The organism is uncultured Roseibium sp., from assembly GCF_947496995.1.
In the GTDB taxonomy this organism is placed as follows: domain Bacteria; phylum Pseudomonadota; class Alphaproteobacteria; order Rhizobiales; family Stappiaceae; genus Roseibium.
In genome coordinates, this window is sequence record NZ_CANMFD010000010.1 from 12,391 (window position 1) to 31,768 (window position 19,378).

Annotated in this window: 19 protein-coding genes; 17 read left to right on the forward strand and 2 right to left on the reverse strand. The window is 60.5% G+C overall.

Features of this window, described 5'->3' with window-relative positions; translation table 11 throughout:
• Positions 1-4 precede the first annotated feature (4 nt).
• Positions 5-1,288: an L-rhamnose catabolism isomerase gene (gene rhaI, locus Q1B40_RS24290; RefSeq protein ID WP_299821041.1), complete on the forward strand. Its 1,284-nt coding sequence runs from the start codon at positions 5-7 to the stop codon at positions 1,286-1,288.
• 129 nt (positions 1,289-1,417) lie between these two features.
• Here the strand turns inward: rhaI and Q1B40_RS24295 are convergent, their stop codons facing one another.
• Positions 1,418-2,110 (reverse strand): GntR family transcriptional regulator, encoded by a 693-nt coding sequence (locus Q1B40_RS24295; protein ID WP_299821044.1) that lies wholly within the window; start codon positions 2,108-2,110, stop codon positions 1,418-1,420.
• A 91-nt stretch (positions 2,111-2,201) separates the two neighbouring features.
• Between Q1B40_RS24295 and uxaC the strand changes: the two genes are divergently transcribed.
• Genes uxaC through uxuA form a run of 9 tightly spaced genes read left to right on the forward strand, consistent with a single transcriptional unit; the run spans position 2,202 to position 11,010 of the window.
• Positions 2,202-3,644 (forward strand): glucuronate isomerase, encoded by a 1,443-nt coding sequence (uxaC, locus tag Q1B40_RS24300; RefSeq protein ID WP_299821047.1) that lies wholly within the window; start codon positions 2,202-2,204, stop codon positions 3,642-3,644.
• Between the two features lie 24 nt (positions 3,645-3,668).
• Positions 3,669-4,649, forward strand: a complete 981-nt coding sequence (locus Q1B40_RS24305) for a TRAP transporter substrate-binding protein (RefSeq protein WP_299821050.1) — start codon at positions 3,669-3,671, stop codon at positions 4,647-4,649.
• 55 nt (positions 4,650-4,704) lie between these two features.
• On the forward strand, positions 4,705-5,229 hold the full coding sequence (locus tag Q1B40_RS24310; RefSeq protein ID WP_299821053.1) for a TRAP transporter small permease: 525 nt from the start codon (positions 4,705-4,707) through the stop codon (positions 5,227-5,229).
• 1 nt (position 5,230) lies between these two features.
• The gene (locus tag Q1B40_RS24315) at positions 5,231-6,511 is read left to right on the forward strand and encodes a TRAP transporter large permease (RefSeq protein WP_299821056.1); all 1,281 of its coding nucleotides are present in this window, start codon (positions 5,231-5,233) and stop codon (positions 6,509-6,511) included.
• A 10-nt stretch (positions 6,512-6,521) separates the two neighbouring features.
• Positions 6,522-6,839: a cupin domain-containing protein gene (locus tag Q1B40_RS24320; RefSeq protein WP_299821059.1), complete on the forward strand. Its 318-nt coding sequence runs from the start codon at positions 6,522-6,524 to the stop codon at positions 6,837-6,839.
• 29 nt (positions 6,840-6,868) lie between these two features.
• Positions 6,869-7,693: a 5-dehydro-4-deoxy-D-glucuronate isomerase gene (gene kduI, locus Q1B40_RS24325; RefSeq protein WP_299821062.1), complete on the forward strand. Its 825-nt coding sequence runs from the start codon at positions 6,869-6,871 to the stop codon at positions 7,691-7,693.
• The gene (kduD, locus tag Q1B40_RS24330; RefSeq protein WP_299821065.1) at positions 7,690-8,418 is read left to right on the forward strand and encodes a 2-dehydro-3-deoxy-D-gluconate 5-dehydrogenase KduD; all 729 of its coding nucleotides are present in this window, start codon (positions 7,690-7,692) and stop codon (positions 8,416-8,418) included. The genes kduI and kduD overlap by 4 nt, the downstream gene beginning before the upstream one ends.
• Positions 8,408-9,838: a mannitol dehydrogenase family protein gene (locus tag Q1B40_RS24335; protein ID WP_299821068.1), complete on the forward strand. Its 1,431-nt coding sequence runs from the start codon at positions 8,408-8,410 to the stop codon at positions 9,836-9,838. The genes kduD and Q1B40_RS24335 overlap by 11 nt, the downstream gene beginning before the upstream one ends.
• Entirely contained in the window at positions 9,835-11,010 is a 1,176-nt protein-coding gene (uxuA, locus tag Q1B40_RS24340) for a mannonate dehydratase (RefSeq protein ID WP_299821071.1), read from the forward strand. The genes Q1B40_RS24335 and uxuA overlap by 4 nt, the downstream gene beginning before the upstream one ends.
• 62 nt (positions 11,011-11,072) lie before the next feature.
• Here the strand turns inward: uxuA and Q1B40_RS24345 are convergent, their stop codons facing one another.
• Complete coding sequence (locus Q1B40_RS24345; RefSeq protein WP_299821074.1) at positions 11,073-11,900, reverse strand: AraC family transcriptional regulator; 828 nt, start codon at positions 11,898-11,900, stop codon at positions 11,073-11,075.
• 208 nt (positions 11,901-12,108) lie between these two features.
• Between Q1B40_RS24345 and Q1B40_RS24350 the strand changes: the two genes are divergently transcribed.
• The 7 genes from Q1B40_RS24350 to Q1B40_RS24380 all read left to right on the forward strand — a co-directional run bounded on the left by Q1B40_RS24350 (position 12,109) and on the right by Q1B40_RS24380 (position 19,368).
• The gene (locus tag Q1B40_RS24350; RefSeq protein ID WP_299821077.1) at positions 12,109-12,486 is read left to right on the forward strand and encodes a hypothetical protein; all 378 of its coding nucleotides are present in this window, start codon (positions 12,109-12,111) and stop codon (positions 12,484-12,486) included.
• Entirely contained in the window at positions 12,486-13,370 is an 885-nt protein-coding gene (locus Q1B40_RS24355; RefSeq protein ID WP_299821080.1) for a carbohydrate ABC transporter permease, read from the forward strand. Before Q1B40_RS24350 ends, Q1B40_RS24355 begins: the two co-directional genes overlap by 1 nt.
• Positions 13,371-13,436: 66 nt before the next feature.
• Positions 13,437-14,291 carry a carbohydrate ABC transporter permease gene (locus Q1B40_RS24360; protein ID WP_299821191.1) on the forward strand — a complete coding sequence of 285 codons (855 nt, stop codon included), beginning with the start codon at positions 13,437-13,439 and terminating at the stop codon, positions 14,289-14,291.
• Complete coding sequence (locus Q1B40_RS24365) at positions 14,291-15,412, forward strand: ABC transporter ATP-binding protein (RefSeq protein ID WP_299821083.1); 1,122 nt, start codon at positions 14,291-14,293, stop codon at positions 15,410-15,412. The genes Q1B40_RS24360 and Q1B40_RS24365 overlap by 1 nt, the downstream gene beginning before the upstream one ends.
• A 24-nt stretch (positions 15,413-15,436) precedes the next feature.
• Positions 15,437-16,714 carry an ABC transporter substrate-binding protein gene (locus Q1B40_RS24370; protein WP_299821086.1) on the forward strand — a complete coding sequence of 426 codons (1,278 nt, stop codon included), beginning with the start codon at positions 15,437-15,439 and terminating at the stop codon, positions 16,712-16,714.
• Between the two features lie 61 nt (positions 16,715-16,775).
• On the forward strand, positions 16,776-18,284 hold the full coding sequence (locus Q1B40_RS24375; RefSeq protein ID WP_299821089.1) for a glycoside hydrolase family 28 protein: 1,509 nt from the start codon (positions 16,776-16,778) through the stop codon (positions 18,282-18,284).
• Entirely contained in the window at positions 18,274-19,368 is a 1,095-nt protein-coding gene (locus Q1B40_RS24380; protein ID WP_299821092.1) for a glycoside hydrolase family 88 protein, read from the forward strand. The genes Q1B40_RS24375 and Q1B40_RS24380 overlap by 11 nt, the downstream gene beginning before the upstream one ends.
• Positions 19,369-19,378: the final 10 nt, after the last annotated feature.

Here is a 19,378-nt window from a genome sequence, read left to right on the forward strand (position 1 = left end):
TCTCATGATGATCGACACCTCTCTGATCGACGGCGACAACCGGACGCGGACCGGCAATCTCGAACGCGACTACGATGCGCTCGGCGAGCGGCTCGACCGTCAGGGAATTGCAATTGACGGGATCAAGCGGAAGGTCGCCGCCTATGGCGTTGCCGTTCCCTCGTGGGGTGTCGGCACCGGCGGCACGCGCTTCGCGCGTTTTCCGGGCAAAGGCGAACCCCGCAACATTTTCGACAAGCTTGAGGATTGCTCGGTCATTCAGCAATTGACCCGGGCAACCCCGAATGTGTCGCTGCACATTCCCTGGGACAAGGCCGATCCGTCCGAACTCAAGGCGCGGGCAGACGCTCTCGGACTTGGCTTCGACGCCATGAACTCCAACACCTTTCAGGATCAGGACGGCCAGGCCAATTCCTACAAGTTCGGCTCATTGTCCCACACCGACTCAGCCACCCGGCGGCAGGCCGTCGAACACAATCTGGAATGCATCGAGATCGGCCAGGCCCTTGGCTCCAAGGCCCTGACCGTCTGGATCGGCGACGGATCGAATTTCCCCGGCCAGAGCAATTTCACCCGCCAGTTCGAGCGGTATCTGGAGTCCGCAAAAGCCATCTACGCGCAACTGCCGGAAGACTGGCGTCTCTTTACCGAGCACAAGATATACGAGCCGGCCTTTTATTCGACCGTCGTCCAGGACTGGGGCAGCAACTACATGATCGCGCAGGAACTGGGACCGCAGGCCTATTGCCTCGTCGATCTCGGTCACCATGCGCCGAACGTCAATATCGAGATGATCGTCGCCCGGCTGATCCAGTTCGGCAAGCTCGGTGGATTCCATTTCAACGACAGCAAGTACGGCGACGACGACCTGGACACGGGCTCGATCGATCCCTATCGCCTGTTTCTCGTCTTCAACGAACTGGTGGATGCGGAAACCCGCCAGGCACCGGACTTCGCTCCGGCACATATGCTAGACCAGTCGCACAATGTGACCGATCCGATCGAAAGCCTGATGGTCAGCGCCATGGAAGTCCAGCGCGCCTATGCCCAGGCGCTTCTGGTCGACAGGGCAGCGCTGGAGGGCTTTCAGCAGGACAATGACGCGTTGATGGCGACGACGACATTGAAGACCGCTTTCCGCACTGATGTGGAGCCCATTCTGGCCATGGCCCGCTTGGACTCCGGCGGTGCCGTCGATCCCGTGGCGGCCTACCGGGCATCCGGGTATCGGCAGAAGGTGGCGGACATCCGCCCGGACGTCTCCGGTGCCGGAGGCGGGATCGTCTGAGGCTGGCGTCCTGTCTGTCTTGCCGATCATGAAAATGACGGCGGGGGCAATCATTCAACTGCACGGAGACACCGCCAAGAAACGGCCGGTCACTGACGGCGAAAACCCGTTCCGCCGTCGCTGGAAAGTTCAGTCTTCAAAATGTTCGGGATTGTCCGCGCGTATCCAGCTCAGAATGGTTCCGATCCGGCTCAGATGTACCGTCAGACATGCGCCTGCCCGCTCGCCGTCCCCCGCACGCAGGGCCTCGGTGATGCTGACGTGGTCGTCGAGAGCGGCCTGCGCACCGGAGGCGAGCGAGAGAAAGCGCACACGGTCCATATGAGCCTTCTGCTCGCGGATCAGCGCCCAGACATATTCATGACCTGATATTTCGCAGATGCGCCGATGAAAATCGTCATCAAGTCTGTGAAACTTCTGACGTTCATTCTCCGAGACGGCTGCCTGCTGTTCCTTGAGGAGCTCCTCCAGATCCTTGATGTCGTCCTGGGTCGCCATTTCCACGGCAGCCCTCAGACAGGCGATCTCGAGCGCCGTGCGAACGAACCTGGCCTTCAAAACGGCTGCTTCCGATATCTTGGTGATCACCGTGGCGCGCTGTGGCCGGATCAACAGAAAGCCGAGCTGCGACAACCGGTAGAACGCATCGCGCACCGGCTGGCGGGAGACCCCGAACGCCTTGGCGACCTCCACTTCCGACATGCGGGTTCCAGGGGCAAGTTCCAGGGAAAGAATCTGCTGATGCAACTCCTCGAAGACCGCATCGGCCACCGAAGGGATCTTTATCGGTTCCAGCGCCTTCAGGACGCTTGTTTCTACCATCAGCTTTCTCTCCGTTGACTCGCCTACTCAACTAGCATATCAGTTTACTAGTCGCAACAAAGGACGTAACGTAAGGTCCGCGGGGGTGAAAATGACACTGGGAAAAACGCAGGCGCAGGGTGCCTCCAGGAACGGACTTGATCCGAATCGCCTGCTGCCAGCCGATCCCTCTTCGCGTACCCTGGCTCTGGACCTTTACAATTCGGTGAAGGATCTGCCGATCGTCAGCCCGCACGGACATACCGATCCGCGCTGGTTCGCTGAAAACGAGGCGTTTCCGGACCCGGCGCAGCTGATCATCGTCCCCGACCACTATGTCTTCCGCATGCTGTGCTCCCAGGGCATCGATCTTGGCGCCCTCGGCGTTCCGAGGGTTGACGGAGGCCGGACGGAAAGCGACAGCCGCAAGATCTGGCGGCTCTTTGCAGAGAATTATCATCTCTTCCGGGCGACACCGTCGCGCATGTGGCTGGACCATTCCTTCCAGGAAGTCTTTGGTTGGACAAAGCGGATTTCGGCGGAAACCGCCGATGAATCCTACGACCACATCGCCGATTGCCTGACCCGTCCGGAATTCCGTCCGCGTGCGCTCTTCGAACGCTTCAACATCGAGGCGATCGCCACCACGGAATCGCCACTGGACGACCTGAAGTGGCACCGCCAGATCCGCGACAGCGGCTGGACCGGCCGCGTCGTGACCGCATACCGGCCGGACGCCGTGGTCGATCCCGAGTTCGAGGGCTTTCAGGGCAATATCGAAAAATTCGGTGAACTGACGGGAGAGAACGCCACCACCTGGCAGGGATATCTGAACGCTCACCGGTCGCGGCGCGCCTATTTCAAATCCTTCGGCGCCACCTCCTCCGATCATGGCCATCCGACCGCGCGTACGGAAAACCTGTCGGCCGTCCAGGCAGACGAGTTGTTCCAGAAAGCCCTGAAGGGAAGCTGCACGCCGCAGGAAGCCGATGCCTTCCGCGGCCACATGCTGACCGAGATGGCGCGCATGAGTCTGGAGGATGACCTCGTTCTGCAGATCCATCCGGGCAGCCATCGGAACCATTCGAAGGCGATCATGCAGACCTTCGGCCGGGACAAGGGCTTCGATATCCCGACACAGACCAATTACGTCGATGCGCTCAAGCCGCTTCTGGACGCGGTCGGCCTTGAAAAGAACCTCAGCGTCATTCTCTTCACGCTGGACGAAACTGCCTATGCACGGGAACTGGCGCCGCTGGCCGGTGTCTATCCCGTCCTGAAACTCGGTCCGGCCTGGTGGTTCTACGACAGTCCGGAAGGCATGCGCCGGTTCCGCGAAACGACGACGGAAACGGCCGGCTTCTACAATACCGTCGGGTTCAACGACGACACACGGGCATTCTGCTCGATCCCCGCCCGCCACGACGTGGCCCGCAGGGTCGACAGTGCATACCTCGCATCACTCGTTACATCCGGGAGGCTGGACGAGGACGAGGCTTTTGAGGTCGCTCTTGACCTCACTTACAGGCTTGTGAAGCAAGCCTATCGGCTCTAACGAGCAACTTCTGGGAGGAATATTATGAAAGTATTGAAGTCATTGGCGGCAACTCTGTTGGCAACTGCTGCCTTCACAACCGCTGCGGTCGCCTGCGAAGTGACCCTCAAGTCTTCCGACACCCATCCGGACGGTTATCCGACGGTGGAAGCCGTGAAGGCAATGGGCAAGCTTCTTGAAGAGCGCACCGATGGCCGCATCTGCGTGGAAGTGTTCCATTCCGCTCAGCTCGGCGAAGAAAAGGACACCATCGAGCAGACGAAGTTCGGTGTCATCGATCTGAACCGCGTCTCCATGGGCCCGTTCAACAACCTGGTTGAAGAAACCAAGGTTGTTTCGCTGCCTTATGTCTTCAAGGGCGTCGACCACATGCACCGCGTCATGGACGGCCCGGTCGGTGACGATATCCTGAAAGCCTTCGAACCGCATGGCTATGTCGGTCTGGCTTTTTATGACGGCGGTTCGCGCAGCTTTTACAACAAGGTTAAACCAATTAAATCGATTGAAGACCTTAGCGGCATGAAAGTTCGCGTGATGCAGTCCGACATTTTCGTCGACATGATGTCCGCACTCGGCGCCAACGCAACCCCGATGCCTTACGGTGAGGTTTATTCCTCCATCCAGACCGGCGTCATCGACGGTGCCGAGAACAACTGGCCGTCTTACGAGTCCTCGGGGCACTATGAAGTCGCCGGCTACTACACCTTGGACGAACACCTGATCGTTCCGGAAATTCTGGTCATGTCCAAGGTCACCTGGGACAACCTGTCCGCTGAAGATCAGGCTGCTGTCCGCCAGGCTGCCAAGGACTCCGTCGCAGTCATGCGTGACCTGTGGCAGGCCCGCGAAAAGGCTTCCGAAGAAAAAGTCCGTGCGGCCGGTGTCGAGGTCATCACGGAAATCGACAAGGAGCCTTTCATGGCCGCTATGGACAGCGTCTATGAAAAGCACGTCACTTCCGACAATCTGAAAGACCTGGTCGCTCGCATCCGCGCGACCGACTAACCACACAAGGACCTGCGGCCGCTTTTGGCCGCAGGTCTGCCTTCAGGACATCGACGTGCAAACTCATCTGAAATTCGCCGCGCATTTCTTGCGCTTCGTCTCGACGGCCGCCCTGTGGCTGGCGGGAACCGGTCTCATTCTGATGACTGTCTTCATCACCGCTCAGGTCTTCATGCGCTATGTCATGAACGACAGCATCGTGTGGAGCGAACCGGCCGCCGTCATCCTGATGGGCTGGTTCATTTTCCTGGGCGCCGCTGTCGGCATCCGGGAGGGGTACCATCTCAGCTTCGATGTCCTGCTGTATTTCGTACCGCAGCAAACAAAGCTGATCCTTTTCAGCATTTCGGACGTGGTCGTCGCCGCTTTCGGCTTCGGCATGGCCTGGTACGGCTCCAAACTGGCCCTGTCGGCCTGGGACGTCGTGCTGCCGTCACTCGGGATATCCGGGGCTATCGATTTCCTGCCGCTCGTCGGCGGCGGATGCCTTGTTTTCCTGTTTTCAATTGAACGACTATTCCGCCGTGCGGCCGGCTTACCGACCGCCCGTTTCGGCGAAGATCCTGTGGAAGAGATCTGATATGGAACCGGTTATCCTCTTCGGCACATTTGTCGTTCTGCTCCTCATCGGCACACCGGTGGCGTTCTGCCTCGGCGCGGCCTCCCTTGCCACTGTCCTTTACATGGGGCTGCCGCCCGTCATCGTGTTTCAGCGGCTGAATTCCGGCGTTTCCGTCTTCGCGCTGATGGCGATCCCCTTCTTCATCTTCGCCGGCGAACTCATGGTGCGCGGGGACATCGCCCGGCGGCTCGTTGCCCTTGCGGGGGCGGTCGTGGGCCATATGCGCGGCGGCCTCGGCCAGGTCAATATCGCCGCCTCGGTTCTCTTCGGCGGCATCTCGGGATCCGCCGCGGCGGACGCCACTGCCATCGGCGGCCTGATGATCCCGCAGATGAAGGAAAAAGGCTATTCGGTCCAATACGGCGTCAACGTCACCGTGATGTCCTCGATCATCGCGCTGATGCTGCCGCCCTCGCACAACATGATCATCTATTCGATCTCCGCCGGCGGACGGCTTTCGATCGCCGATCTCTTCACCGCAGGCATCTTCCCCGGCCTCTTGCTCGCCGTGTCGCTGATGATCACCGCCTGGTTCGTGGCCAGGAAGGCCGGATATCCAACCGAATCCTTCCCCGGCTGGTCCGCGCTCGGCGCGCTGTTCCTCAATGCCATTCCCGGCCTGCTGCTGATCGCCATCATCTTCGGCGGCGTCCGGTCAGGCATCTTTACCGCATCGGAAAGCTCGTGCATCGCGGCGGTCTATGCGCTTCTGGTGACCGCCATCGCCTATCGCACCATGCACTGGTCCGAATTCGTCGGCGCGACCAAGGCGGCAGTCCGAACCACGGCCATGGTGCTGCTGGTCATCGGCTCGGCGGCCTCCTTCGGCTGGCTTCTGGCCTTCCTGAAAATCCCGGCGGAACTGGTGGCGTTCATGAAGAACGTCTCGCAGAACCCTCTGATCATCCTCCTGATGATCAACATAGTGCTGCTGTTCCTCGGAACTTTCATGGACATGTCGCCGCTGATCGTGATCACCACCCCGATCTTCCTTCCCGTCGCCACGGCCTTCGGCGTCGATCCGGTGCATTTCGGCGTCATTCTAGTTCTCAACCTGGGGATCGGGCTGTGTACGCCACCGGTGGGGACGGTGTTGTTCGTCGGCTGTGCGGTCGGTAAGATTTCGGTTTGGGATGCGGTCCGGACAATCTGGCCGTTCTACGGGGCCGGCATCTTCACCCTTCTTCTAGTCACCTATATACCGGCACTGTCACTCTGGCTGCCGTCCCTGTTCCACTGAGGCTGATAGCATGTTTGTAAAAACCTTTCCCGAAGTCGCCGCCGATCCGGGCATTCTCCGGCAGGTCCTGTCCGACAGCGCCGAGCTGATGGTCGTCGCCTTCCGGTTCCAGGAAACCGGAGCGGAAGGCAAGCTCCACAATCACCCCCACATCCAGTCCACCTATGTCGAGAGCGGCAAATTCCGCTTCAGCATCGAGGGCAAGGAATTCGAGGTCGGCCCCGGGGACAGCTTCGTCATTCCCTCCAAGGCCATGCATGGCTGTGTCTGCATCGAGCCGGGAACGCTGATCGATACCTTCACGCCCCGCCGCGACGACTTTCTGTAAGAAACGCCCCACACCCGAGGACTTTTGCCATGACCAATGTAGAAACCCGATACGCGATCGACCCGGAAACCGCGAGAAAGCTGGACACGCAGGGCCTGCGCGATCATTTCCATGCCTCCGGCCTGTTCGTCGAGGGCGAAATCAATCTGGTTTACACCCATTACGACCGTCTGATCCTGGGCGGTGCGGTTCCAGGTTCGGGCGAACTTGTGCTGGACCATGTCCATGAAGCCGGCACCCCGTCCCTTCTCGACCGCCGTGAACTCGGCATCTTGAACATCGGCGATGCGGGAACCGTCAAAGCCGGAGGAAAGACCTATGACGTCGGCCGCGGCGACGTGCTCTATATCGGCATGGGCTCCGGACCGGTGACCTTTTCCGGCCCCGGCCGGTTCTATATCCTCTCCGCACCAGCGCACCGGACCTGCCCGACCAAACTGATCACCGTGAAGGACGCGCGCCGGGTCGAACTCGGCTCCGCCGAGACCTCCAACGAACGCGTCATCCTGCAGTTCCTCCATCCGGAAGTCGCCGAGAGCTGCCAGCTTCTGATGGGCTACACGCAGTTCGCACCGGGGTCCGTCTGGAACACCATGCCTGCCCACCTGCACGACCGGCGCATGGAAGCCTATCTCTATTTCGAACTCGGCGAAGACCAGCGCGTGTTCCATTTCATGGGCAAGCCCGAAGAAACCCGCCATCTTGTCATGGCCAACGAGGAAGCTGTTGTTTCCCCGCCCTGGTCCATCCACTGCGGCGCGGGCACAGGGGCCTACACCTTCTGCTGGGCGATGGCCGGTGACAATGTCGACTTCACAGACATGGACATGGTTGCAATGGGGGACCTGCGGTGAACTCCTTCTCTCTCGAAGGCAAGCGCGCCCTGGTAACCGGCGCCAATACGGGCATCGGCCAGGCGATTGCCATCGCCATGGGCGCAGCCGGCGCGGAGGTGCTCTGCGCCGCCCGCCGCGACTGCGACGAAACCCTGTCGAAAATCGAAAAGGGCCGCCACGTGGCGGTGGATTTCGCCGATCCCATGGCGGCCGTACCATTGTTCGAAAACGAGACGATCGACGTTCTGGTCAACAATGCCGGAATTATCCGGCGCGCGGATTCCGTCGATTTCTCCGAGGCCGACTGGGACGACGTCATCGACGTGAACCTGAAGGCCGTGTTCTTCACCTGCCAGGCTTTCGGCAAGGCCTCCCTTGCGGCCGGCCGGGCCGGAGCCATTGTGAATATCGCCTCGCTGCTCTCCTTCCAGGGCGGCATCCGGGTGCCTTCCTACACGGCTTCCAAACATGGCGTTGCCGGCATCACCAAGCTGCTTGCCAACGAGTGGGCGGCCAAGGGCATCAACGTCAACGCTATTGCACCGGGGTACATCGCCACCAACAATACCGAAGCCCTGCGCAACGACCCGGACCGCAACCGCCAGATCCTGGAGCGGATTCCGGCCGGGCGCTGGGGTGAAGCCAGCGATATCGGCGAAGCTGCCGTTTTCCTCGCCTCGCCCGCGGCAAAATACATTCACGGAACCGTTCTCAGTGTCGATGGAGGCTGGCTTGCGCGTTAGCCGCGAAAAAGGACCGGCGCCGACCGCAGGCATCGTCCACCTGGGCCTGGGAGCATTCTTCCGGGCCTTCGGTGCCGTCTATATCGAAGAAGCCATGCAAAAGTCCGGCGGCGACTGGGGCATCATCGGCGTCAGCCTGCAAAGCCCGACGACGCGCGATCAGCTCGCGCCGCAGGATTTCGTTTATACGGCCCAGGAACTGGGGCCCGGCGGCTCCCGTCTCCACCAGGTCGAAATCATCCGCGACGTTCTCGTGGCCCCCGAGTCGCCCGAGGCCGTTCTGGCCGCGATGGCCGATCCCGCCATCCGGATCGTTACGCTGACGGTGACCGAAAAGGGCTATTGCCATGATCCCGCGTCCGGCAGCCTCAACTTCAAGCATCCCGGCATCCAGCACGACCTGACCAGCGAACTACCGACGACCGCGCCGGGGTACCTTGTCAGGGCGTTGCAGAGACGCAAGGCAGCCGGTCTGCCGCCTTTCACGGTTCTGACCTGTGACAATCTTCCCGACAACGGCCGCCTGGTGAAGGGCATCGTTCTTGAACTGGCGCGAAAAATCGATCCCGCCCTGGCGGACTGGCTTGAAGCGGAAGGCCGCTTTCCCGCCACCATGGTCGACCGGATCGTACCGGCGACAAAGCCACAGGACATCGAGGTGCTGAGCGCCAGGACCGGACGCGACGATGCCGCGCCCGTAATGCACGAACCTTTCAGGCAGTGGGTGGTGGAGGACGATTTCGTTCCCGCCTACGGCAAGGATGCACGGCCGGACCTTGGTGCTGTCGGTGTCGAGCTGGTCGACAACGTGACCGCGTATGAGCATATGAAGCTCAGAATGCTCAACGGCACGCATTCCTCGCTTGCCTATCTCGGCTATCTGGCCGGACATGAGACCATCGCCGAAACAGTCGCCGATCCCGTCCTTGCCGCCTATGTCAAACGGCTCTGGAAGACCGAGATCATTCCGTCCTTTACCGCGCCACCCGGCGTCGATCTGGAAGGTTACGCCGACGCCCTGTTCGACCGCTATTCCAATCCCGGCATTCAGCACCGCACCTGGCAGATCGCCATGGATGGCAGCCAGAAGCTGCCGCAGCGGATCCTGGGAACCCTGCGCGACAACCTTGACGCCGATCGCGCCTGCCCCGGCCTTCTCACCGCTGTTGCGGCATGGATGATCTATGTGGGTGGAACCGATCTCAAGGGCGAGCCCATCGATGTGCGCGACCCGCTCTCCGAGCGGCTCAAGATCCTTTCCGACGGCGCGTCCAATACGCAAGGCAAGGTCGCCGCGCTTCTGGGCGTGCGGGACATTTTCGATGCCGCTCTGGCGGACGCCATCCAATCGGAAGTCACCGCCGCCTATGAGCGGCTGGCATCCGGCGGCGTCCACCGAACTCTCGAGGCACTCGCATGATTGAAGGTTGGCGCTGGTATGGCGCTCTGGATCGTATTTCCCTGTCCGAGATCGCACAAACAGGGGCGTCCAGCATTGTCACCGCCCTGCACGAAATCCCCTACGGTGAGGTCTGGCCGCGTGAAACGGTCGCCGCCCGCAAGACGCAGATCCGCGACGCCGGGTTCGACTGGACGGTCGTGGAAAGCCTGCCTGTGCATGAGGCGATCAAGCGCGGCGAAGGCGACCTGACGCAGCTGTTCGCCAACTACCGGCAGTCCATGGCCAATCTTGCCGCCGAGGGCATCCGGGTGATCTGCTACAATTTCATGCCGCTGCTGGACTGGACCCGCACCGATCTGACCGCCCCTGTGAAACGCGGCGGCTCCTGCCTGAGGTTTTCCGCCGAGAAAATGGCCGCGTTCGAACTCTTCATGATCGAGCGGCCCGGTGCAGAGCAGGATTACACGGCAGAAAACATCGCCGCCGCGAAACGCTGGTACGAGAACGCCACATCCGAGGATCTTGAGATCCTCGTCACCGCGATCATGGCCGGGTTGCCGGGTGCCTATGACCGTTACGACGTTCAAGGACTGCGGCAGGCACTTACGCCTTATGCCGGCCTCGACCGCAATACCCTCCGCGCGAATTACAAACGGTTTCTCGATGAAGTCATTCCAGCTGCCGAGGACCTGGGGCTGAGCTTTGCCGTTCATCCGGACGATCCGCCAAGGGATATCCTCGGACTGCCGCGCATCGTCTCCAGTGCCACCGACATCGACTGGATCCTGTCCGCGCACGAGAGCCTGTCGAACGGACTGACGTTGTGTGCCGGCTCGCTCGGAGCCAATCCGGCAAACGATGTTCCGGCAATCGCGAAACAGTTTGCCGGAAAGATCCATTTCGCCCATTTGCGCAACGTCGCGAAGGAACCGAGCGGGTCCTTCGAGGAGGCAGCCCATCTGGAAGGCGATACCGACATGCCGGCGCTGGTCGAGGTGCTGATGAGCGAGGAACAACGGCGGAAGAGCGAAAACCGTCCGGACAGCGACATCGTCTTCAGACCCGACCATGGCCACGAATTGCTGACCGACGCTGATAAGGGAACCCATCCCGGCTATCCCCTCATCGGCCGCATGCGCGGCCTCGCCGAACTGCGGGGCATCATTGCCGGGCTGAATCACGCAGCCTGAACCACGCCGCCTGAACCACGTGGCCCATCCCGCATGAACCGCGGGATGGCCGTGACTTCCTCCTATTCGACAGACCTGTACCGGGACCGTGCGGTTCGTTTCAGCCGATAGCTGGACGGGCTGGCGCCGATATACTGCTTGAACATGCGGCTGAAGAAATAGGGGTCCGAATATCCCAGTTCCGCCGCGGTTTCCTTGACAGTCTGCCCGAGTCCCAGCCGGTGCACCGCGTATTCCATCCGCTTGAACTCCAGATATTTCTGCGGCGTCATGCCGATCCTCTCGCGAAACGCCCGGCGGAAATAATCGCGGTTGTAGGGGACCATCTCCATCGCTTTTTCCAGACCCTTCTCCATCAGCGGTTCGGCAGCGAGCCTTGAGGCGAGCAACATGATCTGCAGCGACAACTGCCCCTGATTGGCGAGCAGGTCGCCCTCCTCCCGCCAGCCGAGGAATGCATCGTCAAGGAATGCGAGAAGCAGGACCATGAACTGGTGGTGTTGCACAAGCGTCGGGCTCGTGGTCGCCGCCATGGTCCGGTAATGATCGATGAGAGGCTGAAGAACCGGCCAGTTGCGCAGTTCCACCTTGCGCTGCAGCCGCATCTGGTCGATCAGGTCGGCGCGGCCGAAGAGATCAAGCGTGAAGTGCTGTGCAACACCGGTATATTCGCCACCACCGCCGTGAGCGCCGCGAAATCGCTCCCGTCCCCGGATCAGCATCGCCTCGCCTTCAGAGAGTGTGAAACTCTCCTCTCCCACCCGGTACCGGGCCGTTCCCGACAGGCAGAACACAAGATCGTGGACCGGATTGATCTTGTTGATCCGCCATGTCTGCGCATGCTTCATCCGGATGGGCGTGCGGGCAAGACGCAGCGATAGGGCCTGCACGGGAATCCGCGTGAGCGGACTATGTTCGTTTTTCTCCATGTTTTTGTTTATTTGCCTTCATTTGAATCTCACCAGCCCGTCGATAAAATCAGAAAATTGAGAGAAGCGACACCCATAACGACCGCTCTCCATGGGAGGAAACAGTGCCGGGCCCGCATCGGGACAGATATATCCAGTCGCACGGCGGCAGGCACTTTTTGCAAAAGACATGAAACATTCCGAATACGGATCTCCGGTAAAAATCGCATATATCGGCGGCAGATCGCCCGACCGGGGTCAGATGGAAGGGCCGGATCCGGACGCAAGCGCCGAGACCGACGCCGCCTCCCTTCAGGAAAAGATCATCCCGATTAAAGCTGGCAGACTTCCGCAGGAACTGGAAAAGATCGTTCTGGATCACTCCGGACGGCAAACGCGACTGTTGACCGCTCTTGCGAACGCAAACCACGACAGTCTCGTCCCGCTGTTTTGTGCAGATCCGCTTGTCCGAGACCTGACAGAACGGGATGCCTACGCAATGTTCCAGGAAATGATCTCTTCAACGGCCCATCCGCTTCCCTCCGGTCTTGCGGCGGAGGCAGCCTGATGGGAGGTGACAACAAGTATCTCGGCTATTTATATGTCGCGCCATATGTTGCGGGTCTGCTGCTGTTTACGGCTTTCCCTTTCGCCGCATCCTTCTATCTGAGTTTTACCGATTACGATCTGCTCTCCACGCCTAGATGGACGGGTCTGGACAACTATCACAAGCTGTTCACACGCGACCGCACGTTCGACAAGTCGCTGAAGGTCACGCTGCTCTATGTCTTCATGACGGTGCCGATCAAGCTGGCCTTCGCGCTGCTGATCGCGGTGATCCTGAACTACCGGCTGAAGGCGATCAATTTCTTCCGCACAGCCTATTACGTGCCCTCGATTCTGGGTGGATCGATCGCGATTGCCGTCCTGTGGCGCTACATCTTCGCCCAGAGCGGCCTCGTCAACATGATCATCGGTCTTGTCGGGCTGGAGCCCATCAACTGGTTCGGTGATCCCCAGAACGCGCTGATCACCATCACGCTCCTGCGCTGCTGGCAGTTCGGCTCGGCCATGGTGATCTTCCTCGCCGCGCTGCAATCGGTCGACAAGTCGCTCTACGAGGCGGCCTCCATCGACGGCGCCAACCAGTGGCATCTGTTCCGCTACATCACGCTGCCGCTGATCACCCCGGTGATCTTCTTCAACCTGATCATGCAGACGGTGCAGGCCTTCCAGGAGTTCAACGGCCCCTACATCATCACCGAGGGCGGACCGCTGAAATCGACGTACCTGTTGCCCCTTTATATCTACGAAAAAGCCTTCAAGAGCTTCGACATGGGCTACGCCTCCGCGATTGCCTGGGTGCTCTTCGCGATCATCATGATCCTGACCCTTGCCGCCTTCTGGTCGTCCAAGAAATGGGTCTACTACGCCGGCGACAAGAGGAGCTGAACGATGACCGCCTCTTTCGACCTGAACCCGCAAAAGCTGCTGGCCACAAGCGAGCCGGCGACCGCCATGGAAATCAAGCTGCGCCGCCGCAGCCGGATTTCCAGCGCCATGCGCTACAGCGTTCTGCTCATCTTCGGCCTGATCATGCTCTATCCGCTGATCTGGCTGATCGGCGCCTCCTTCAAGACCAACTCCGAGATCTTTGCGAGCCCATCGTTCTGGCCCAAGGACCCGACCCTCTCGGGCTACATCAAGGGCTGGGAAACATCCACGCCCTACACTTTCGGACGGTTTTTCTGGAACACCTTCCTGATCATCACGCCGAAGGTCATCGGCACGGCCATCTCCTGCACCCTCGTCGCCTACGGCTTCGCCCGGTTCGATTTTCCCGGCAAGCGCATCCTGTTCATGACGGTGATCGCGACCCTGCTGCTGCCGAACGTCGTGACCCGCATCCCGCAATATCTGCTGTTCCGCGATATCGGCTGGCTCGACAGTTTCCTGCCGCTCTGGGTGCCCTCGGCTGTCGCGGGAGATGCGTTCTTCGTCTTCATGCTGATCCAGTTCCTGCGGGCCATTCCCCGCGACATGGAAGAGGCGGCAAGGGTCGATGGCGCCAATACGCTGCAGACGCTGATCTATATCGTCGTGCCCATGCTGATGCCGGCCATCGTCTCCGTCTGCCTTTTCCAGTTCATGTGGACCATGAACGACTTCCTCGGACCGCTGATCTATCTGTCATCAATCGACAAGTACCCAGTGAGCCTGGCCCTCAAACTGTCTATCGACACGACGGAGGCCTTCGACTGGAACCAGATCCTGGCCATGTCGGTCCTGGCGCTCGCGCCGTCACTGACGGTGTTTTTCATCGCACAAAAATACTTCATCGAAGGTATCTCGACAGGAGGGGTCAAAGGCTGATGGCCGAGCTGCAACTGAAATCCGTCGAGAAGACCTACGGCAGCGGCTTCAAGGCCGTGCACGGCATCGATCTCACCGTCCAGGAAGGCGAGTTCATGGTGCTTGTTGGTCCGTCCGGCTGTGCCAAGTCGACCACCCTGAGGATGATCGCCGGCCTGGAGACCATCACCGGCGGTGAGATCCGCATCGGCGACCGTGTCGTCAACGACATCGTCCCGGGCAAGCGCGGCATCGCCATGGTGTTCCAGAACTACGCGCTCTACCCGCACATGAAGGTGAAGAACAACCTCTCCTTTGGCCTGCGCCTGAAGCGCCGGCCGAAAGCCGAAATCCACGACGCGACCCAGGACGTCTCGAAGGTTCTGGAGATCGAAGAGCTTCTGGACCGCCTGCCGAAACAGCTTTCGGGCGGCCAGGCCCAGCGCGTTGCGGTCGGACGGGCACTGATCAAGCACCCCGAGGTGTTCCTCTTCGACGAGCCGCTTTCCAACCTCGACGCCAAGCTGCGGGCCTACATGCGGGTCCGCATCACCGATCTTCACAAGCGCCTGAAGGCGGAAGGCCGCCCGGCGACCGTCGTCTATGTCACCCATGACCAGGTGGAAGCCATGACCATGGGCGACCGTATCTGTGTCATGCGCGAAGGCCACATCATGCAGGTAGCTGACCCGGTGACGCTCTATGAACGTCCCGCCAACGCCTTTGTCGCAGGCTTCATCGGCATGCCGGAAATGAACCTTGTGGACGCGGTGCTGATGACCAATCAGGTGCCCCACATCACAATAGGTGACCAGACCATCAGGGTTGACGAAGGTCTTGGCGAGCGGCTCAGCGAGACCACAGGTCCGGTGAAGTTCGGCATTCGCCCCCAGCACCTGGAAGTCTGTCCGCCCGGCACGGAAAACGCGCTTTCGGGAACAGTGACCACCGTCGAATTCCTGGGACACGAAATCAATCTTCATATCGGCATCCACGGCCAGATCTTTGTCGCCGTGGTGCCAAGCGACCATCTCACTGCAATTCCGAAGCGCGGAGATGCTGTCGCACTCAAACCTGTCGGACACCGGATTCATCTGTTCGACAGGTACAGCGAGCAGAACATCTCGCTTGCCGGACTTTAAGTCTGATCGTCATGGGAGGAAGAAATGACAGGATTGAAACTTGGCCTTGGTGCATTGCTGACCGCAACCGCACTTGCAACAACAGTTTCCGCTGCGGGCGCGGCGGAATTGCGCATGAGCTGGTGGGGTGGCGACAGCCGCCACGAAGCCACACAGGCAGCCCTGAAGGTTTGCGGTGAAAAACACGGCCACACGATCAAGCCGGAATTCACGGGCTGGTCGGGTCACCTGGAAAAGGTCACCACGCAGATAGCCGGTGGAACCGAAGCCGACATCATGCAGATCAACTGGCCGTGGCTGCCGCTGTTCTCCTCCAACGGCGAAGGCTTCGCCGATCTGAAGGAGCTTTCCGGCGTTATCGAGCTGGACAACTGGACCGATGCCCAGCTGGATTCGACATCCGTGAACGGCCATATCAACGGCCTGCCGGTCTCCACCACCGGACGTGTTTTCTTCTTCAACAAGACCACATTCGACAAGGCAGGCGTTCCGCTGCCGGCAACCTGGGACGAGCTGTTCGCAGCCGCCCAGCAGATCCGCGAAAAGCTCGGCGAGGAGTATTATCCGCTCAACGCCATCAAGGAAACCGCGGCCCTGCTGGTATCGCTCTACACCACCCAGCAGACAGGCAAGGATCTCATCGATCCGGCAACCGTCACCGTTGCCTGGACACCCGAGGAACTGGCTGCGGGCATCGAGGTCTATGGCAAGATGATGGAAAGCGGCGTGACCATGACCCAGCAGGAGGCCAACGCCGCCGGCAACGCCAACCTTTATGAAAAGCCGGAATGGACGGATGGGCGTATCGCCGGGTCCTATGAATGGGATTCGACCTACTTCAAGTTCTCCGACCCTCTCCAGGAAGGCCAGAACCTCGTTCCGGTCAAGATCCTGACAGGCGAAGGCGCACAGACGGAAGGCATCTACCGCAAACCGTCGATGATGTTCTCCATCTCGAAGCGTTCCGAGAACAAGGAAGCCGCCGCCCAGATCCTCAACTGCCTGCTCAACGAGCCTGAAGGGATCGAGGCACTCGGCACGACCCGCGGACTGCCGGCGTCAAAAGCTGCGTCGGGCCAGTTGAAGGCCGCCGGCAGCATCAAGCCGGAGCTGGCGGATGCCAATGCCATCATCATGGCAGCTTCCGGCCCCACCGTATCGCCGCTGAACGAGCATCCGGACGTTCGCTCGATCTTCCTGGATACGCTTGAAGAATATGCCTACGGGCAGATCGATGCCAACGCGGCCGCCGAGCAGATCATCGATGGCGTCAACGAGGCCATCGAGGAATACCGTCCCTGAACAATCGAAGCGGCCGGGTTCTCCCGGCCGCTTCCTGTTCGCTTTGACCCGCAGTGTTTCAATGACCCTACTCAAGCTCATTGCCGTTTCATCGAGGACGGCAACCGTGCTCCTCGCGCCTGCCGGGGCGAAATATGCCCTGCCGGAGCCGGTCGGGTTCATATTGACGCCGCTGACGGACGGAGAGTCCGTTTCAGGCCGCACGGAACAGGCCGTCCTGCAGTTGAACGATCTGCAACCGGACACCGGTTACGGCCTGACCTGCATATTCGGCAGCATCGAGTTCCGCACGAGACAGTGTCTCGGCGCGACAGACATCCTCGCCCATGGCGCCGACCCCTCCGCTGAAGACAATTCGCCTGCCATTCAGGCAGCCATAAACGCCGTTCCAGAAGGCGGCACGCTTCTGGTTCCACCCGGCCGCTTCATGACCGGCCCGCTGTTCCTGCGCTCCCGCATGACCCTTCATCTGGAGCAAGGTGCGGAGCTTGCCGCCATCGGCGAATGGCAGGACTGGCCGATCCTTGAAGAACGCGACACGGCAGGCCGCGTCATCGGCACCTGGGAGGGGCTTCCGGAAAGAAGTTTTGCAGCGCTGATCACGGCGATCGGCTGCAAGGACATCGCCCTGACAGGAGCCGGAACGATCGACGGCGGCGGTGACCGGGGCGACTGGTGGACGTGGCCGAAAGAAACAAGACGGGGCGCCCGGCGGCCGAGAACGGTTTTTCTCGCCCATTGCGACCACGTCCTCATGTCCGGCCTGACAATCCGCAATTCGCCCTCATGGACCGTCCATCCCTTCCACAGCCGCCATGTCACCGCGGCCGGACTGAAGATCGAGAACCCATCCGACAGCCCCAACACCGATGGCCTGAATCCGGAATGCTGCGAAGAGACCAACCTGACCGGCATCCATTTTTCGGTCGGTGACGACTGCATCGCCGTCAAGTCCGGTAAACGCGACGGGGACCGCGTCGACCACCTTGCGCCGACGCAAAACCTGACCATCAGCCATTGCCTTATGGAACGGGGCCACGGGGCGGTAGTGCTCGGATCGGAAATGAGCGGCGGGATCAGCGGTGTCAGGATTGAACACTGCCGCTTCCTCGGCACCGACCGCGGCCTGAGGATCAAGACACGCCGGGGCCGGGGTGGAAAGGTCGCCGATATTTCCATGACGGATGTCGACATGGACCGTGTCGCCACCGCCTTCGCGGCCAACGCCTTCTATTTCTGCGATGCCGACGGCAAGTCCGAAGCCGTCCAGTCCCGCGACCCGGCCCCTGTGGACGACACCACGCCGCAGGTCTCGGCGATCACGCTCAGGGATGTCACGGCGACCAATGTGCAATTGGCGGCCGTTGCCCTTCTCGGTCTCCCCGAGGCCCCGTTTTCGGATATCCGCATCGAGAACATGCTGGTGTCCTTCGATCCGAATGCCGTTCCCGATGTGCCGCTGATGGCGTGCCGGGTCCCTGCCTGCCGACATGAGACTATTGTTGCTCAATTCGCAGAAGTCGTTGGCGGAATAACTCTTGCCCCCGAGGACAAACCTCATGCTGACTGACTTTTTCGACCGGTATGCAACGGACTACAAACCCTACAAGGGCGGCAACTGGTGCTACGAAGACGGCCTGATCTACCGCGGTCTGGAACTGCTGCACATGGCAAGCGGCGAAAGCCGGTGGCTCACCCATCTCAAGCGGCTCGTGGATGCACAGATCCTGCCGGGGCCGAAGCTCTCCGGTTATATTCTATCAGAATACAACATCGACAACGTCAGGGCGGGCAGCGCCCTGCTGTACCTCGACATGCTTACGGGCGACCCGAGATATCTTGCCTGCGCAGATCTTCTCGCCGATCAGCTCGCCACGCAACCACGCACCAAATCCAACGTCTACTGGCACAAGGCACGCTACCCCTGGCAGATCTGGCTGGATGGCCTTTACATGGCCGCCCCTTTTCAGATCGCCTATGCCCATGCGCGCAACCGGCCCGAACTGATCCGCGATTCCCTGACCCAACTCGAAATTGCGCTGAAAGAAACCTATGTGCCGGAAACCGGTCTCTATGCTCATGGCTACGACGAGATCCATCACCAAGACTGGGCCGATCCGCAGACAGGCAGGTCACAGGCGCACTGGGCTCGAGCGCTCGGCTGGTTGTGCATGTGCCTTGTGGATGTCGCCGACCTGATCGGACCTGAAAGCTTTTCACCGTTGCGCCAGCAGACCACCGATCTCCTGAACCGCATCCTCGAACTGCGCACGAAAGACGGCCTCTGGCTTCAGATAATCGATGCGCCCGATCTTGAAGGCAATTACCCGGAGACATCCGCCTCGGCGATGTTTGTCTATGCTCTGGAGCGCGCGCAGGCCCTCGAACTCATCGCCCCTGTCCGCGAGGATCTTATGGGAAGCCTGACCGCCCATGCGATCGGTCCGCGCGCCGACGGCAGGATACGTATGTCCGGCATATGCGAAGTCGCAGGCCTGGGTGGCTTTGAAGGCGTATACCGCGATGGAACGCCGGAATACTATCTGAGCGAACCTGTCGTGGAAGACGATCCGAAGGGCGTCGGCCCGCTGATGATGGGCGTTGCGACGATCATGATGAACAGATCCTCCGAAGACCTCGCCGCGCTCCCCTGAAGCGAATCTT

Coding starts and splice junctions, on each gene's coding strand:
- Q1B40_RS24370 (WP_299821086.1), top strand. CDS start 15,437: ATGACAGGATTGAAACTTGGCCTTGGTGCATTGCTGACCGCAACCGCA.
- Q1B40_RS24315 (WP_299821056.1), top strand. CDS start 5,231: ATGGAACCGGTTATCCTCTTCGGCACATTTGTCGTTCTGCTCCTCATC.
- Q1B40_RS24350 (WP_299821077.1), top strand. CDS start 12,109: ATGAAACATTCCGAATACGGATCTCCGGTAAAAATCGCATATATCGGC.
- uxuA (WP_299821071.1), top strand. CDS start 9,835: ATGATTGAAGGTTGGCGCTGGTATGGCGCTCTGGATCGTATTTCCCTG.
- Q1B40_RS24355 (WP_299821080.1), top strand. CDS start 12,486: ATGGGAGGTGACAACAAGTATCTCGGCTATTTATATGTCGCGCCATAT.
- Q1B40_RS24375 (WP_299821089.1), top strand. CDS start 16,776: ATGACCCTACTCAAGCTCATTGCCGTTTCATCGAGGACGGCAACCGTG.
- Q1B40_RS24365 (WP_299821083.1), top strand. CDS start 14,291: ATGGCCGAGCTGCAACTGAAATCCGTCGAGAAGACCTACGGCAGCGGC.
- kduI (WP_299821062.1), top strand. CDS start 6,869: ATGACCAATGTAGAAACCCGATACGCGATCGACCCGGAAACCGCGAGA.
- uxaC (WP_299821047.1), top strand. CDS start 2,202: ATGACACTGGGAAAAACGCAGGCGCAGGGTGCCTCCAGGAACGGACTT.
- Q1B40_RS24305 (WP_299821050.1), top strand. CDS start 3,669: ATGAAAGTATTGAAGTCATTGGCGGCAACTCTGTTGGCAACTGCTGCC.
- Q1B40_RS24360 (WP_299821191.1), top strand. CDS start 13,437: ATGGAAATCAAGCTGCGCCGCCGCAGCCGGATTTCCAGCGCCATGCGC.
- rhaI (WP_299821041.1), top strand. CDS start 5: ATGATGATCGACACCTCTCTGATCGACGGCGACAACCGGACGCGGACC.
- Q1B40_RS24295 (WP_299821044.1), bottom strand. CDS start 2,110: ATGGTAGAAACAAGCGTCCTGAAGGCGCTGGAACCGATAAAGATCCCT.
- Q1B40_RS24380 (WP_299821092.1), top strand. CDS start 18,274: ATGCTGACTGACTTTTTCGACCGGTATGCAACGGACTACAAACCCTAC.
- Q1B40_RS24320 (WP_299821059.1), top strand. CDS start 6,522: ATGTTTGTAAAAACCTTTCCCGAAGTCGCCGCCGATCCGGGCATTCTC.